Below are 16052 nucleotides of genomic sequence, written 5' to 3'. Positions count from 1 at the left end.
CCTGCGCGGCAATCCCGATTGCCCGCGCAGGGGCTTTTTGCTACATAACGGCATGACCGTTCCGACCCGTTCGGCGCCCGCCGCGCCACCTCCCGTTCCCGAGCCGCTCGCGCGTGCGCATGCGCGCTACTGGCGCTTCAACGTCGCGCTGATCGCGGTGCTGATGGTGATCGGCTTCGCGGTGTCGTTCATCGTGCCGTTCTTCGGGCCCGCGCTCGCCGGGATTCGCTTCGCCGGCTTCAGCCTGCCGTTCTATGTCGGCGCGCAGGGCGCGATTCTCGTCTACCTCGTGCTGATCGTCGTCTACATCGGGCTGATGCAGCGCGCGGACCGCACGCTGCGCCGCGCGTACGACGAGCATGCGGCACGCGCCGGCCATCCGAACGGCGGGCGCTGATTCATGTTGACGCGTCGACTGATACGCGCATACGCGCTTTATACGCTCGGGTTTCTCGGCTTCGTGCTGCTGATGTGGCGGATCGAGCGCGCGACCGGCTCGGGCGTCTGGATCGGCTACGTGTTCCTGTTCGTGCCGATCGCCGTGTACGCGGTGATCGGGTTGTTGTCGCGCACGTCCGATCTCGTCGAGTACTACGTGGCCGGGCGGCGCGTGCCGTCCGCGTTCAACGGGATGGCGACGGCGGCCGACTGGCTGTCGGCCGCGTCCTTCATCGGCCTGGCCGGCTCGCTCTACGCCACCGGTTACGACGCGCTCGCGTACGTGATGGGCTGGACGGGCGGATTCTGCCTCGTCGCGTTCCTGCTCGCGCCGTATGTGCGCAAGCTCGCGCGCTACACGATTCCGGATTTTCTCGGCACGCGTTTTTCGAGCACGGCCGTGCGCGCGCTCGCGGCCGGCGCGGCGATCCTGTGTTCGTTCGTGTACCTCGTCGCGCAGATCCAGGGGATCGGCCTGATCGCGACGCGTTTCATCGGCGTCGATTTCGCGATCGGGATCTTCTGCGGGCTCGCGGGCATTCTCGTGTGCTCGTTTCTCGGCGGAATGCGCGCGGTCACGTGGACCCAGGTCGCGCAGTACATCATCCTGATCAGCGCGATCCTGATTCCGGTCTCGCTGATCGCGATGAAGAACGGGCTCGGCCCCGTGCCGCAGTTCAATTACGGCACGCTGATGGAGCGCGTCGCGGCGCGCGAGGCGCAGGTGCGCGACGCGCGCGACGAGCAGCAGGTGCGTGATGCATACCGCCGGCAGGCCGCGGATATCCAGACGCGGCTCGACCGGTTGCCGGCGTCGTACGCGGATGCGCGCCGGCATCTCGTCGACCAGCTCGCGGATCTGCGGCGCCACAACGGGCCGCTGCGCGAGATCAGCCTGCGCGAGCGCGAGTTGGCCGATTTCCCGCGCGATCCGGCGGCGGCGCGCGTGGCGTGGACGCAGGTGCGTGACGACCTGCTCGCGCGGGCCGAGCCGCCCGTGCCGATGCACGAGCCGTTTCCGGCCGCGAGCGAGGATGAACGCAAGCCGCGCGAGCGGAACTTCCTCGCGCTGCTGCTGTGCCTGTCGCTCGGCACCGCGAGCCTGCCGCACATCCTGACGCGCTACAACACGACCACGTCGGTCGCGTCGGCACGGCGCTCGGTCGGCTGGACGCTGTTCTTCATCGCGCTGTTCTACCTGAGCGTGCCGGTGCTCGCGGTGCTGATCAAGTACGAGATCCTCGCGAATCTCGTCGGGCGGCCGTTCGCCGAATTGCCGGCGTGGGTTACGCAGTGGCATCACTTCGAACCCGACCTGATCAGTGTCGTCGAGGTGATCCGGGACGGCATCGTGCACTGGTCGGAAATCCAGATGCAGCCGGACATGGTGGTCCTGGCCGCGCCGGAGATCGCGGGGCTGCCGTACGTGGTGTCGGGGCTGATCGCGGCCGGTGCGCTGGCCGCGGCGCTGTCGACCGCGGACGGGCTGCTGCTGACGATCGCGAACGCGCTGTCGCACGACGTCTATTACTGCATGGTCGCGCCCGATGCGTCGAGCCAGCGGCGCGTGACGATTTCGAAGGTGCTGCTGCTGGGGGTGGCGCTGTTCGCGTCGTATGTCGCGTCGCTCAATACCGGGAAGATCCTGTTTCTCGTCGGCGCCGCGTTTTCGCTGGCGGCGTCGAGCTTCTTTCCGGTGCTGGTGCTGGGGGTGTTCTGGAAGCGCACCACGACGCGCGGCGCGATTGCCGGGATGGTGACGGGGTTGGCGGTGTGCGTGTACTACATCGTGTCGACTTATCCGTTCTTCACGCAACTGACCGGGTTCGCCGGGCGCCCGTGGTTCGGGATCGAGCCGATCAGTTCAGGCGTGTTCGGCGTGCCGGCGGGGTTTGCGGTGGCGATCGCGGTGAGTCTGTGCGACAAGCGGCCGGATGAATACACGCGGGCGCTGGTGGATTACATTCGGCACCCGTGATCAGCGGGGCGGGGGGAGCGCGTATCGACGTGCGTCCGGAAACGAAAATGCCCGCTGGCGCGGGCATTTGAATCCTGGCGGAGAGAGGGGGATTCGAACCCCCGATAGGCGATTAACCTATACACGCTTTCCAGGCGTGCGACTTAAACCACTCATCCATCTCTCCGGAAGACCGAGAGTATAGCAAACTCTGGCGGCAGCCCGCCACTCCCTTCGGCGCCCGTCAGAAATCCGTCGTCATCGACAGCCACACCGAGCGCGGGTCGCCCTGCGTCAGGTATCCGCCGATCGTCGACGACCAGTACGACTTGTTCGCGACGCTGCGCACGGTCGCGCGGAACGTCGTCTTCTTGCCGAACACGTCCGTCGCGTAGCGCGCACCGAGGTCGAAGCGGTCCCACGCCTGGATCGACATCGTATTCGCGACGTCCAGGTACTGCGGCCCGGTGTGGATCCAGCGCGCGGTCAGCGTGAGCCCGCGCAGCATCGGCACGTCGTATTCGGCGCCCGCGTTGAGCAGGAACGACGGCACGCCGATCGGCCGGTGGCCGTCGTTCGTGCCGCCGGCCGTGTTCTGCAGCGTCGCGTCGAGGTACGTGGCGCCGGCGATCAGCCGCACGCCTTTCCACGGCTCGCCGTACACGGCCGTCTCGATGCCGCGGTGCCGCTGCGTGCCGTCGGCGCCGAACAGGTTCGTCGCCGGATCGGTGTACGCCATCGGCTTCTCGATCTGGAACAGCGCGAGCGACGCGCCGTACTGGTCGGTGTCGTAGCGGACGCCGGCTTCATATTGCTTCGACCGGTACGGCGACAGCGCCTGGCCCGCGTTGCGCGCGGTGTTGGGCGCGATCTCGCCCTGCGCGAGCGCTTCGCTGCGGTTCGCGAAGATCGACACGTTGCGCCACGGCTTCACGACGAGACCGAATACCGGCGTCGTGATCGCGTTGCTGTAGGTGTTGGTGACCGCGCCCGTGTAGTCGAAGTTGTCGACCGAGATCGACTGGCGCCGCGCGCCGATCGTGAACAGCACGCGGTCGTCGAGGAAGCCGAGCGTATCGGACACCGCGATGCTGCGCAGCCAGGTCTTCGTGACCGTGCCCGGATCGTTCATGTCGCCGCCCGCGTAGGCGGTGGGCGGCGACGCGACCGGCGCCGGATCGTAGAGCGTCGTCGGGAACGCGTTCGACATCGTGTAAGCGGACTGGCTGTCGATGCGGATGAACGACGCGCCGGCGGTCACGAAGTGCGACACGGGGCCGGTCGTGAAGCGGCCGCGCACGCCGGCCTCGGCGGACTGCGCATCTTCCTTGTGCGGCACGCTCAGGCGCGAGCCCGTCGTGCCGGACGACGAGTAGGTCGGCGTGTAGTAGTCGCCGTGCTCGTTCGTATGGCGTGCGCCGGCCGATACGTAGGCCGTCCACGCGGGCAGGAAGTCGTACTCGGCGCGCACGATGCCGACCGTGTCCTCGAGTTCGCTGAAGCTCCACGGCTGCGCATAGTTGTGCGTCGCGGACGGCACGGCGGGCAACGGGCTGCCGCTGACCAGCACGATCGGGCGGCCGTTGTCGATCCGCTGCCGCTGATACAGGAAGTCGCCGGACAGACGCAATGTGTCGCCGCGCCAGTCCAGCGACACGGCGGTCACGTTGCTGCGGCGGCGCTCGTCGTCGACGGCGGTGTCGCCGCCGCTGATCGACTGGTTCACGCGCACGCCGAACTGGCCTTCGCTGCCGAAGCGGCGGCCGAGGTCGACATGCGTGCCGAGCGAGCCGGATGTCGCGCCGTCGACGGTGACGCGCGTGAGCGGCTTGTCGTCCGCGTGCTTCAATTGCAGGTTCACGCCGCCGCCGACCGCCGAGCCGTTCGGCGATGCACCGTTCAGGAATGCATTCGCGCCCTTGAACACGTCGACACGCTCGACCGCATCGGTCTGGACGAGCTGCCGCGGCGTGACGCCGTACAGGCCGTTCAGCGACACGTCGTCGCCGGCGAGCGCGAAACCGCGGATGACGAACACCTGCGAGAAGTTGCCGTAGCCCGATGCGCTGCGCACGGCCGGATCGTTGTCGAGTACGTCGGCGAGCGTGCGCGCCTGCTGGTCCTCGATCAGTTTCGACGTATAGGTGGTCATGCTGAACGGCACGTCGCTCGCCTTTTGCCGGCCGAGCACGCCGAAATCCGCGCCGCGCGCCACCTGGCCGCCGGCGTAGGTCGGCGCGAGGTCGCCGGGCAGCGGCTCGGCGGCGCCGGTCACGTTGATCGACGGCAGCACGGTGGCGTCGGGCGCGGCGTTGGCGGCGGAAGTGGCCTGCTTGGCCCCGGCGGCGGCCGGGAAGGTGCAGGCGAGCGCAATGCCGAAGGCAATCGGCGTGAGACGCAGGACGGGTAACGAAAGTGTCGACATGGGACGCAAATCGGGTGTGGTCGGTGATCCATCCCAGGGCGGCAAGTCGGAATCCGGGCGGCGTGACGCGTCCGTGCTGTCGCGGACGTATTTTTATCGAGCGGCGGAGTCTAACGTAAACGAGAATCATTGTCGTTTACGGAGGGGGCAGCCCACTATTTGAGATAACTGGGAGCGGTTCACCGGCGACGGTGCACAACCGCCGAGCGGGCGTCGGGCCGAGCATGCGATCATGCGAAGACCGCATTCGTCGTAACAAACCGTGCGCACCGGTTGCGGCCGGGTGGCCCGATCACGACGACGATGCAGTCCGTCCGCACCGCACTCTTCAAAAGGAACGCCACGCCATGTCGCTCTCCGCCTTGCTCGCCTTTGCGCTGATCTTGTCCGTCGGTGTCGCGACGCCGGGCCCGACGGTGTTGCTCGCGATGAGCAACGGTTCGCGCTACGGATTGCGTCACGCGATGGTCGGCATGCTCGGCGCCGTCACCGCCGACGTCGTGCTCGTCGCGCTGGTCGGGTTCGGCCTCGGCGTGCTGCTCGACGCGTCGGAAACGGCGTTCGTGACGCTGAAGCTGCTCGGCGCGGCGTGGCTCGCGTATGTCGGCATCCGGATGCTGATGTCGAGCGGCGGGGCCGCGGCTGCGCAGCCTTGCGTGCCTGCGACGCCCGATCGCCGGAGCGCCTTTCTGAAGAGCTTCTTCGTCGCGATGAGCAACCCGAAGTACTACCTGTTCATGTCGGCGCTGCTGCCGCAGTTCGTCGACCGGTCGCATGCGATCGCGCCGCAGTACGCGATTCTTGCGGCGACGATCGTCGCGATCGACGTGATCGGGATGACCGGTTACGCGCTGCTGGGCGTGCATTCGGTCCGCGTATGGAAGGCCGCGGGGGAGAAGTGGCTGAACCGGGTCAGCGGGTCGTTGCTGCTGATGCTCGCGGGGTACGTTGCGCTGTATCGCAAGGCCGTGCATTGACGCGGCGGCGCAGCGGGGAAGCGACGTAGCGTCGTGCCATCCGGACGAGATGACGTCGGCCGAGGATCGGCATTTCGGCGCGACCTTCGCCGGTATCGACGGACGATGGGTTTCACGATTCGTGACTTGGCGGTGCAGTTCGTCCGGCCCGTATCGGGAATGCGGCGCGGATGGGACCGACACCGGGACGACGCTCGAGGGGCGCGGGACGGGATCGGCCGACTTCGAAAGAAAGTGAACGGTTGAGCCCGTTGCGCGCCGTGCAAAAAGGATTCTAAATCCTGTCAAAAAGCCGTCACCAACCTGACAAATTTGCTATGCTCGCCGAAAACCAGACGGGCGGCACTCCCAGGACGGACCAGCGGGCGTGATTGCTCGCCGAACAACGAAGTCAAACAAAATCCTGAGAGTTACGCTGTGAATACAGCCGAATTACTACGCACGTTTGCGTCGGGGGTGGTCGATCAGAACAATCGACCGGTTCGCATGAACTGGGGGCCTGCCCAGAAAACGCTCGAGCAAGTGCTTGCGCTCCAGTATGCCGATATCCGGGAAGGGCTGATGACGGGTATCGAGGGGCATCTGACCTGCGTGTCGGCACGGGCCGATCTGCCGATCCGCAGCTTCATCGGACTGCCGGTTTCCGTCGAGATGACGACCGATCGCGGGCGTCTTCATCCCATCAACGGCATCGTCACCGACGTCCGCACCGGGCAGTCGGACGGTTCGTTGACCTGCTACCAGCTGACGATTCGCGACGTGCTGTCCGTGATGGAGCGGCGGACCAATTCGCGGTTGTTTCGGTCCAAGAGCCTGCCCGACATCCTCGGTGTGTTGCTTCAGGAATGGCGCCAGCGCAGCTCGGCGCTCGCGGGCGCATTCGAGTTCGACCTGTCCGGTCTGCAAGCCGCGCGTTACCCCGCGCGTGAACTCACGCGGCAGGTCAACGAGTCGGACGCGCACTTCATCCGGCGGCTGTTGCGACGGGACGGGGCGACCGTATTCGTCAAGGCGGGCAAGGCAGGCGAGCGGGCGAGCGGCCAAGCGCACGACACGCCGGTGCATACGCTCGTCTTTGCCGATGACTCGATGAAGTTGCCGGAGACGGTCGCCGGCACGATCCGATACCATCGCGACGCCGCCACCGAGGCGCGCGACTCGATCACGCTGTGGGCGACGAGCCGCCGATTGATCCCGGGCAAGGTCGTCCGGCCGACGTGGGACTACAAGAGCGGCCGGATGTCGCAAACCGAGCAGGCGACGATCGTCGATCAGGGTGACGGCGGCAACGACCTCGGGCATTTGCTGGCCGACGTCGTCATCGATATCCCGCATGCCGGGGATTCGTCGTCCGATCTCGACCGGATCGGCAAGGACCGGATGCTGGCGCATGAACTGCGTGCCGAATCCGTCGACGGCGTGAGCAATGTGCGTGATCTTGCCGTCGGTCACTGGTTTGCGCTCGCCGAGCATCCGCAACTCGATACGTTGCCGGCCGAACAGCGGCAGTTCGTCGTCACGTCGCTTCATCATTGCGTGCGCAATAACCTGCCGAAGGAACTGAACGAGCGCGCGCAATCGCTGTTCGCGGCAAGCCGCGTGCTGTTCAACGCGGTGCCGGCCGACCTGAGCGGCAAGCCGGGCGACGAAAGCGACAGGCGCTACGAGAATACGTTCTCGTGCGTGCGGCGCGGCGTGCCGCTGACGCCGGCCTACGATCCCCACGTCGACCTGCCGCCGGTTCATCCGATGACGGCGGTCGTCGTCGGGCCGGAGGGCGAGGAGGTGTTCTGCGATGAAATGGGCCGCATCCGGGTGCGAATCCAGGGGCTCAGCGCGGACGATCATGCGCACGCGCAGGGCGCCGGCACGAGCGGCACGCCGTCCGACAGCGCGCCGGTGCGCGTCGCCTGCGCGCTCGCCGGGCCGAGCTTCGGCGCGAATACGTTGCCGCGCGTCGGCATGGAAGTGCTGATCGGCCATATCGGCGGCGATCCGGACCGGCTGGTCGTGATGGGCGTGCTGGCCAACGGGCCGAACATGCCGGCGACCTTCAGCCATACCGGCGCACTGCCGGGCAACCGCTATCTTTCCGGCACGAAGACGAAGGAAATCAAGGGGCAGCGCTACAACCAGATCCGCTTCGACGATACGCCCGGGCAGATCAGCAGCCAGCTGGCGAGCGAGCATGCGTACAGTCAGCTGAACCTCGGCTATCTGACGCAGCCGCGCGACAACGGGCAGGGTACGGCGCGCGGCGAAGGCGCGGAGTTGCGCAGCGATGCGCATGTGGCGATTCGCAGCGGCAAGGCGATGCTGATTTCGGCCTGGGAGCGGCTGCGCGCGAGCGACGGCCACCTCGCGCGCGACGAGTATCTGCAACTGATGCAGGAATGCGTCGAATTGTTCAAGAGTCTCGGCGACTATGCGGGCCAGCATCAGGGCGTGGCGCCGGATACGCAGCCGCACGATGCGCTCATGACCACGGTGAAAGGCTGGCCGAATGGCAAGGCGTCCGACGGCGGTGAGTCGTCAGGCGCGTCGATGGCCGCGATCGGCATCACCGCGCCGGCCGGCATCAGCATGGCGACGCCGAAGACCGTGACGACCCATGCGGGCGGCAACGTCGATGTCGTCGCGCAGAACCACCTGCAGTACACGAGCGGGCAGCGGATCAACCTGCAGGCCGGGCATGGCGTGGCGATGTTCGCGCACAGCGAGGGCGTGTCGGCGATCGCCAACCAGGGGAAAGTGGCGCTGCAGAGCCAGAACGACGACACGCAGATCGATTCGGCGAAGAACATCCAGATGACGGCGGGCGGCGGCAAGCTCGCGGGCATGGCCAGCGAGCAGGTCGTGTTCGTGACGTCGGGCGGCGCGTACCTGAAGCTGCAGGGCGGCGATATCGAGCTCGGGTGTCCGGGGAGTTTCACCGTCAAGTCGGCGTCGCATACGTGGGCCGGGCCGGCGAGCATGAGCGCCGACTTTCCGAAGTTCGACCAGGGCTCGCTGGGGCGGGTGCCGAAGCTGGTCCGGGCCACCGACGGACAGCCGGTCGAGGGCATGGAAGCCGAGGTGCGAAAGGCGTCGGGCGAATTGATCAAGGGGAAGACCGACGCGCAAGGCAAGCTGGCGCCGGTGGAGGTATCCGGAATTCCGTGTGTGAGGCGGGTTGAGATTCAGATTCCAATGTTGAATCGTTCGGGGTAAAGCAGCGCGAACTGGGTCATCGCGCTCTTCCAATCGTGCCGAGAGCCGGTCCACTTGGCCACGACGTTGCGCAGCGCCAGCCAGATCAGTTTGAGCGCGGCCTCGTCCGACGGGAAGTGGCCGCGCGCCTTGATGATCTTTCGAAGCTGCATATGCAGCGACTCGATCGCGTTGGTCGTATATACAATTTTCCGGATGTCGGGCGCGAAGGCGTAGAACGGAATCACCTGATCCCAGGCCCGGCGCCAGAGCGCGGCAATCGGAGGGTATTTCGTACCCCACGGGCTCGTATCGAACGCGTCCAGCGCCACGGCGGCCGCTTCGGCCGACGGTGCCCGATAGACTTCCTTGAGCGCCGCCGCGACCGATTTCCGGTCCTTCCAACTGGCGAAGTCCAGCGAGTTCCGGATCAGATGCACGATGCAGGTCTGGACCGTCGTTTCCGGGAACACCGTGTTGATCGCTTCCGGGAAGCCCTTCAGGCCGTCGACCACGGCGATCAGAATGTCCTGCACGCCGCGCAGCTTCAGCTCGTTGACCACCCGCAGCCAGAACTTGGCGCCCTCGGTCTGCTCGATCCAGAGGCCCAGCACGTCGCGTGTGCCGTCGCGGCGCACGCCCAGCGCCAGGTAGATCGCCTTGTTGCGCACGACGCCTTCGTCGCGGATCTTGACTCGCAAGGCGTCGAAGAACACGACCGGGTACATCGGCTCAAGCGGCCGCTGCTGCCACTCGCGCACTTCGTCGATCACGGCGTCGGTCACCGTGCTGATGAATTCCGGCGACACCTCGATGCCGTACATCTCCAGCAAGAAACCCTGAATCTCCCGCACGCTCATGCCGCGTGCGTACATCGCAATGATCTTGTCGTCGAAGCCCGTGAAGCGTCGCTCGCCCTTGGCAATCAGCACCGGATCGAACGTGCCTTCGCGGTCGCGCGGAATCTCGATGTCGAGCAGATCATCGTCGGTCGCGATGCGCTTACGGCTGGTGCCGTTGCGATGGTTCGTGCGGCCCGCCGGCTTGGCATCGCCCTTCTCGTAGCCCAGGTGGTGGGTCAGTTCGCCGCCCAGCGCGCGCTCGAATATCGCCTTCTTCAGGGCCGCGAATTGCTCGTTGATCGAAGCCCGATCCAGCGTTCCGGGCACCAGTTGCTTGATGAGTTCCGGGTCCAGGTTCAAGCCCTTGCCCGGTTCTACCGGCACTTCTTCCTTGCGTTTGCGTGGCATAACGTGGCTCCTTGGCCATCAGTTTATGCCTCACACACAAAAGTTCGGATAGGCTCGCGCCGGTCAGCAGCGACCAGTTCGAACAATTGGCGGTTCGCTTCTTCAAGTCGAGAACCTGAGCCGAGTCTTCAAGAAAAACAACATGTTCAACTACAACTTTGCGCAGAACCCGGGCGGGCAACCGTCGACGGACGACCCGTCGCAGACTCCGGTGGGTGGTGGACTGGGGACGACGCTGTTCAACCGCAACGACCTCGAGTGCGTGATGCAGATGCCGCTGCCGGGCGTCGTCATTTTCGTGCACGGGGTGAATTCGGAAGGGGAATGGTTCCAGGAGGCCGAGAAGGGGCTGTGTGCCGGGTTGAACCGGCGCATGGGGCGTTATGACGATCAGCTGTTCCATTGGGGGCCGGTGGCCGGGCAGATGACGCCGGTCAGCTATATCGAAAGCCTGACGCCGGACGGCTTCCTGAATCCGGAAATGTCGTCGAAGACGTACATCAAGCCCGATCCGTCGTTTTCGCCCGTCATCCACTTTCGGTGGGGCTATGCCGCGAATGCGCAGGAGCTGAAGGAGTATGGCGACAAGATCATGCTCAACGAGAAGAATTACTGGGGCGGTGGTCCGTTCGCGGGCGGGTGTTCGAGTCTGCCGGATCTGTGGAACGACGGGTTGAACGATCGGCTCTTTCTGTGGCTGACCGTTCAGCACATGAACAGCATCGGCAATCGAAAAATCTACTCCACGCCGCCGCGCACTTACGGCGTACTTGGCGCGCTGCGGCTGGCACGCCTGGTCGAGTCGATCCGCAAACGACAGGCCGACGCGCCGATCACGATCGTGTGCCACAGCCAGGGAAACATGATCGGCCTTGCCGCCGCATTCCTCGGCGACCGGTTGCCCGAGGTGACGGATCAGTGGGGCAAGAAAGGGCGCTGCGTCGCCGACACTTATGTGCTCGCCAATCCTCCGTACAGTCTCGTCGAGGCCAACATGACCGACTCATGGGCCCAGCGCGGAGTGCGCGACAAGAACGGTCACGTGGGGCGCGAGACCTATGTCGCGCGCAAGGAGACGTTGAGGGCGTACTTCGATATCCTGCGTGCCCGGGCCGAGCTCGAGATGCCTGCGGAGGATCTCGATCGCGCGATGGAAAGCGCGAGACCGTCGAAGGACGGAGGCAAACCGTATAGCGCAGCCAAGGACCGGGAGGCGCATGGGCTGTACCAGAAAAACACCTACGGAAGAGTGACGCTGTACTGCTGCCCGCACGATCAGGTCATTTCCGCCCTGACCGTTCAGGGAATCGGCTGGCGCGGGATGAGTATCGATGAAATCAGTGCGACGAACGCGTGGGGCGTTTTTTCGCAACGCGTGTTCGCGTCGAATTTCGAGGTGGGCGGAGAGAGCAAGCTCTATCGGTACTGGCAGGATGACTGGCGCAAGGACAAGAACCAGAAGGAAGGTTTCTGGTATCCGCCATCACCACCGGCGCGGTATGGTCTTGGACGAGGTATGCATTCCAATGAAGGGTGGATCGCGAAGATTTTCACGCTTGCAACGAGTCCGGTCTTCTACCTGTTCAATTTGACGGACATGGCAGTCAATGCCGAGCCACCGAAAAATTGGGAAATCCCGATTACGGCACCGATGCTCGACAAGGAAACGCGCTTCCTCCCGCAGGCGTTGCGCTACGGTAAGCCGTCGGGCGCTTGCGATGCGCAAGGGAAACCGATTGAGGAAGGGCGCTTCAACGAGGGTTACGATCCGCCGTCGGCTGGGCGTGACGCCAACAAGGAGAACAAGCGTGATGACGATCCATACGACAACTTCGACGCGAAGTCGGAAAAATTCAAGACCGAGGGTGATGCGCTGAAGGCGCAGGGGGACGCGGCGTCCGAGGCTGCGCAGCGGTATGAGGATCATTCCATTCTTCGGATGGAAGCGAGAAGGTCCGGAAATCGCCGCTGGGTCGACAAGGAAGGGAATGTGATCGGGGAGGACAATCCGGAGGCAGCGAGTGCTGACTATACCGAATGGCGGAACAACGAGATATTCCAGATTCTGAACGGCGGGGACAAGAATAACCCCACTAACCATTCGACCATCATGACCAACAAGGATCATGCTGAAAGGGCGTTGGCTTATGATGTGGCAATTGGGCTTTGTTATTTAACTGAAGATGATTTCAAATATCTCAGAATCCAGGCTGATTGGAGATTTGCCAGTGATTCCAAGAAGGGTGATCCTAATTTTCATTTGATGGATTATATAAATACCGGCAAGCACGGCGACCTATTTTTGCCTGACTGGGTTAAAAAAGACGAAAGTGCCGCAATGCCGGGGAAAATACATGACGAGCGAGATGGTGGCTTTTTCATGAAGTTGGGAGGTATTTTATGAAGGCGGTCATTGCCACCTGGCCGCGTCGAGTCGGAGTTGCGAGCCTTGCGTTGTTTTTTGCTTTAGGGGCGTCGTTTTTGATATTGATTTCGTCTGGCAAGCCGGCAGGGGAGTTATTGGGTATGGGTAATCTGTTGAAACGATTGGTGTTGGTCCCGGGGCTCGTGGCAATCATGGTGTTTGCGTTCGCAACAGTGATTGCTGCTCCTCGCGCGATGGCCGCCTCATCGGCCGATAAGGCAGTCCCGATCGCTGGGGCCAGTTCATCCAAGCCTTTCGTTGCGCAGGTTGTAGGCCTTGGATGGATGAATCCCCTCCAGCGCAGGGACTACCCTACCGAGTGGCAAATATTGTGGACGCTTGGTCTGGTCAAGCCAAATGTCAACGATGATATGGTTAGAACGAATCCGAAGAAATATTCGACGTTGCAGGCAATTTCCATTGTCGCGGATGGTAATGGAGGAGGTGAATCTTTTGCTGGATTTTATGAGAAATATGTCGATAAACTATTGTTGCTCTTCCGAGCTCCATATTTTACGGGTGAAGATTATTTTTACACCGTGAGCTCGGATGACAAAAGAAAGTGGCGTGAGCTGGCTGGCGTGCATGTGGAGTTGGCTATTCCTTCCGAACGAATTGAGCCTGCATCGGCTGCGTCATATCTGCGTAATCGCATTGTCAATATATTCGAAATCGGCAACCCGTCCGCAAAGAATCTATGGAGTCGCGACACACCGCCGGATGTGCACGTGACGACGGGCCACGGCAATGCCGGCTTCACATCGCTGAACGCCGCGCTGGACTATCTGGCTACGCATCCTGACAAAAGCGCGTGGGTGATGAACTGGGATGCACCGAGCTTCCCGCCGAACGACGAACAGATCAACGAGAACATGGTGGTGCTGTTCCTTGCAGGCCCGGATCTGAAGACCGAGCGCGAGCCGCTGGCGTGGATCGGTAAAGCCGCTCGAAGCAACGTCAAGGATTTCGACGCAAAGCAAGGCGCGAGTCGCGCGGTGCAGGCATGGAAGTCGACAATCGATACGGCGGCGAGTAATGCTGGCGTGCCGGTGTCGTCGGTGAATTACATCGTGCACGATGCGGGCAAGGGCAGTGATGCTGCGTCGACACGCATTGCGTCCCTGTCGCAGACGTTGACGGAAGTACTGCCCGAATACGATTTCCGTACGCAGACCTTCAATACATCGGCGTTGCTCGGTGACATGGGGGCCGGCGCAGCGCTGACCGATGTGGTGCTGGCGATCGGGCGAGCGAATCACCTCGGGGGAAATGTACTCGTAGCCGGAACGACCGACGCCGAGCACCCGACAGCGGTGGTGGTGGTCGCGCCTTCGAAACTGACGCCGATCGATGCAACTAAGAACTGGTTTCGCGCACGCGGCGGAAACAACGCCTATCTACCTTGGTGGGGACGTCGTCACGATGCGAGCCCTACGACTCAAGGCTATTCAAAATAAGGAACACGCATGCGCGGAATCATTCGAGTCGGCGACGCAACGAGCCACGGCGGTCAGGTCGTGACCGGCAGCGCGGTCAGCGAAGTGATGGGGCGGCCGGTCGCCCGGCTCGGTGATACGTGTATCTGTCCGATCGCGGGCCATCAGGCCTGCTTTATCGCCGAAGGCGATCCGCAGGTCATTGTCGACGGGAAACCGGCTGCATTCGATGGACACAAGACGTCGTGCGGTGCGACGCTGATTTCGAGCCTGGCGTCGTCCGGGCGGGAATGAATTGCCGGACCGGCGCGCGGGGGTGGCCGGTTCGATCGGGGTATTCATGCACTGCTTCACTCTTGCCAGACGTATCGGGTGCGTCTCGATCGTGATGGCGACATTCTTGTCGAGCCCACCATTGCGGGCTGAGACGCGCGCCGCATCGACGCAATCCGTCGAAGGTGCGTCTGCCGCGCCGTTTGTTGCCCAAGTTGTCGGACTTGAATGGCTCAATCCGCTGCAGCGTCGTGACTATCCGACGGAGTGGCAATTGCTGTGGACGTTGGGCTTGGCTTCTGCGAACAAGAATGACGATATGGTGCGCGCCAACCCTAAAAAGTACTCTGCCGTTCAAGCGATCTCAATCATTGCGGATGGCAGCTCTGGACGTGAATCATTTGGTGGATTTTACGAGAAATATATCGACGAGTTGCTCGTATTGTTCCGTACTAGATATTTTACCGATTCCAACTATTTCTATACCGTGAAACCTGGTGACAGAAGTAGATGGCGTGAGCTGGCTGGCGTGCATGTTGAACTGGCAATTTCTGGTCGTCTTGATCCCATCAAGGCAAAGGCATATTTGCGTGATCAAATAATCAGCACGTTCGAGATCGGAAATTCATCGGCAAAAGATCTGTGGAGCCACGACACACCGCCGGATGTGCACGTGACATCAGGGCAGGGGAATGCCGGCTTCACGTCGTTGAATGCGGCGCTGGACTATCTGGCCGCCCACCCCGACAAAAGCGCGTGGGTGATGAACTGGGATGCGCCGAGTTTCCCGCCGAACGACGAACAGATCAACGAGAACATGGTGGTGCTGTTCCTTGCCGGCCCGGATCTGAAGACCGAGCGCGAGCCGCTGGCGTGGATCGGTAAAGCCGCTCGAAGCAACGTCAAGGATTTCGACGCAAAGCAAGGCGCGAGTCGCGCGGTGCAGGCATGGAAGTCGACGATCGATACGGCGGCGACTAATGCAGGCGTGCCGGTATCGTCATTGAATTACATCGTGCACGACGCGGGCAAGGGCAGCGATGCTGCATCGACAAGAATTGCATCGCTGTCGCAGACGCTGACGGAAGTACTGCCGGAATACGATTTCCGTACGCAGACCTTCAATACGTCGGCACTGCTCGGTGACATGGGCGCCGGCGCGGCGCTGACCGATGTGGCGCTGGCGATCGGCCGAGCGAATCACCTCGGTGGAAATGTGCTCGTAGCCGGAACGACGGACCCCGAGCATCCGACGGCAGTCGTCGTCGTCGCGCCGTCGAAGCTGACGCCGATCGACGCCGGCAAGGACTGGTTCCGCGCACGCGGTGAGAACAACGCGTACTTGCCGTGGTGGGGGCGCCGTCACGACGCGCGCCCTGCGTCGCAAGGCTATTCGGAATAAGGAACACGCATGCGCGGAATCATTCGAGTCGGCGACGCAACGAGCCACGGCGGTCAGGTCGTGACCGGCAGCGCGGTCAGCGAAGTGATGGGGCGGCCGGTCGCCCGGCTCGGCGATACGTGTATCTGTCCGATCGCGGGCCATCAGGCCTGCTTTATCGCCGAAGGCGATCCGCAGGTCATTGTCGACGGGAAACCGGCTGCATTCGATGGACACAAGACGTCGTGTGGTGCGACGCTGATTTCGAGCCTGGCATCGTCCGGGCGGGAATGAATTGCCG

The 16052-nt window shown here is 63.3% G+C and carries 11 protein-coding genes and 1 tRNA gene; 9 read left to right on the top strand and 3 right to left on the bottom strand.

Annotated elements, in window-relative coordinates; all coding sequences use genetic code 11:
• Positions 1–52 precede the first annotated feature (52 nt).
• Both DTA15_RS03175 and DTA15_RS03170 read left to right on the top strand, forming a co-directional pair.
• Complete coding sequence (locus DTA15_RS03175; RefSeq protein WP_006482758.1) at positions 53–397, top strand: DUF4212 domain-containing protein; 345 nt, start codon at positions 53–55, stop codon at positions 395–397.
• Between the two features lie 3 nt (positions 398–400).
• On the top strand, positions 401–2416 hold the full coding sequence (locus DTA15_RS03170) for a sodium:solute symporter family protein (RefSeq protein WP_006482756.1): 2016 nt from the start codon (positions 401–403) through the stop codon (positions 2414–2416).
• Between the two features lie 75 nt (positions 2417–2491).
• Here the strand turns inward: DTA15_RS03170 and DTA15_RS03165 are convergent.
• Together DTA15_RS03165 and DTA15_RS03160 are read right to left on the bottom strand one after the other, a co-directional pair.
• A tRNA-Ser gene (locus DTA15_RS03165) sits at positions 2492–2582 on the bottom strand.
• A 57-nt stretch (positions 2583–2639) separates the two neighbouring features.
• Positions 2640–4820, bottom strand: a complete 2181-nt coding sequence (locus DTA15_RS03160) for a TonB-dependent receptor (RefSeq protein WP_006482765.1) — start codon at positions 4818–4820, stop codon at positions 2640–2642.
• A gap of 347 nt (positions 4821–5167) precedes the next feature.
• Between DTA15_RS03160 and DTA15_RS03155 the strand changes: the two genes are divergently transcribed.
• Entirely contained in the window at positions 5168–5797 is a 630-nt protein-coding gene (locus tag DTA15_RS03155) for a LysE family translocator (RefSeq protein ID WP_006482752.1), read from the top strand.
• A gap of 417 nt (positions 5798–6214) precedes the next feature.
• Complete coding sequence (locus DTA15_RS03150; RefSeq protein WP_006482745.1) at positions 6215–9007, top strand: type VI secretion system Vgr family protein; 2793 nt, start codon at positions 6215–6217, stop codon at positions 9005–9007.
• Here DTA15_RS03150 and DTA15_RS03145 read toward each other — a convergent pair.
• Positions 8977–10236 (bottom strand): IS256-like element IS1356 family transposase, encoded by a 1260-nt coding sequence (locus DTA15_RS03145; RefSeq protein WP_006482764.1) that lies wholly within the window; start codon positions 10234–10236, stop codon positions 8977–8979. The two genes, DTA15_RS03150 and DTA15_RS03145, sit on opposite strands and share 31 nt — an antisense overlap.
• Before the next feature lie 142 nt (positions 10237–10378).
• Here DTA15_RS03145 and DTA15_RS03140 point away from each other — a divergent pair, with 142 nt between their 5' ends.
• The 5 genes from DTA15_RS03140 to DTA15_RS03120 are packed head-to-tail and all read left to right on the top strand — an operon-like array spanning position 10379 to position 16045.
• On the top strand, positions 10379–12640 hold the full coding sequence (locus tag DTA15_RS03140) for a T6SS effector phospholipase Tle3 domain-containing protein (protein ID WP_006482740.1): 2262 nt from the start codon (positions 10379–10381) through the stop codon (positions 12638–12640).
• Positions 12637–14118 (top strand): hypothetical protein, encoded by a 1482-nt coding sequence (locus DTA15_RS03135; RefSeq protein WP_012492725.1) that lies wholly within the window; start codon positions 12637–12639, stop codon positions 14116–14118. Before DTA15_RS03140 ends, DTA15_RS03135 begins: the two co-directional genes overlap by 4 nt.
• Before the next feature lie 9 nt (positions 14119–14127).
• A complete protein-coding gene (locus DTA15_RS03130) occupies positions 14128–14391 on the top strand; it encodes a PAAR domain-containing protein (RefSeq protein WP_006482760.1) in 264 nt (87 codons plus the stop codon).
• Between the two features lie 46 nt (positions 14392–14437).
• Positions 14438–15772: a hypothetical protein gene (locus DTA15_RS03125; RefSeq protein WP_012492724.1), complete on the top strand. Its 1335-nt coding sequence runs from the start codon at positions 14438–14440 to the stop codon at positions 15770–15772.
• Positions 15773–15781: 9 nt separating this feature from the next.
• Positions 15782–16045, top strand: a complete 264-nt coding sequence (locus DTA15_RS03120) for a PAAR domain-containing protein (protein WP_006482760.1) — start codon at positions 15782–15784, stop codon at positions 16043–16045.
• The last annotated feature ends 7 nt before the right edge of the window (positions 16046–16052 follow it).

The organism is Burkholderia cenocepacia (genome assembly GCF_900446215.1).
GTDB classification, from domain to species: Bacteria; Pseudomonadota; Gammaproteobacteria; order Burkholderiales; family Burkholderiaceae; genus Burkholderia; species Burkholderia cenocepacia.
This window is presented reverse-complemented; position numbering and strand designations above follow the sequence as displayed.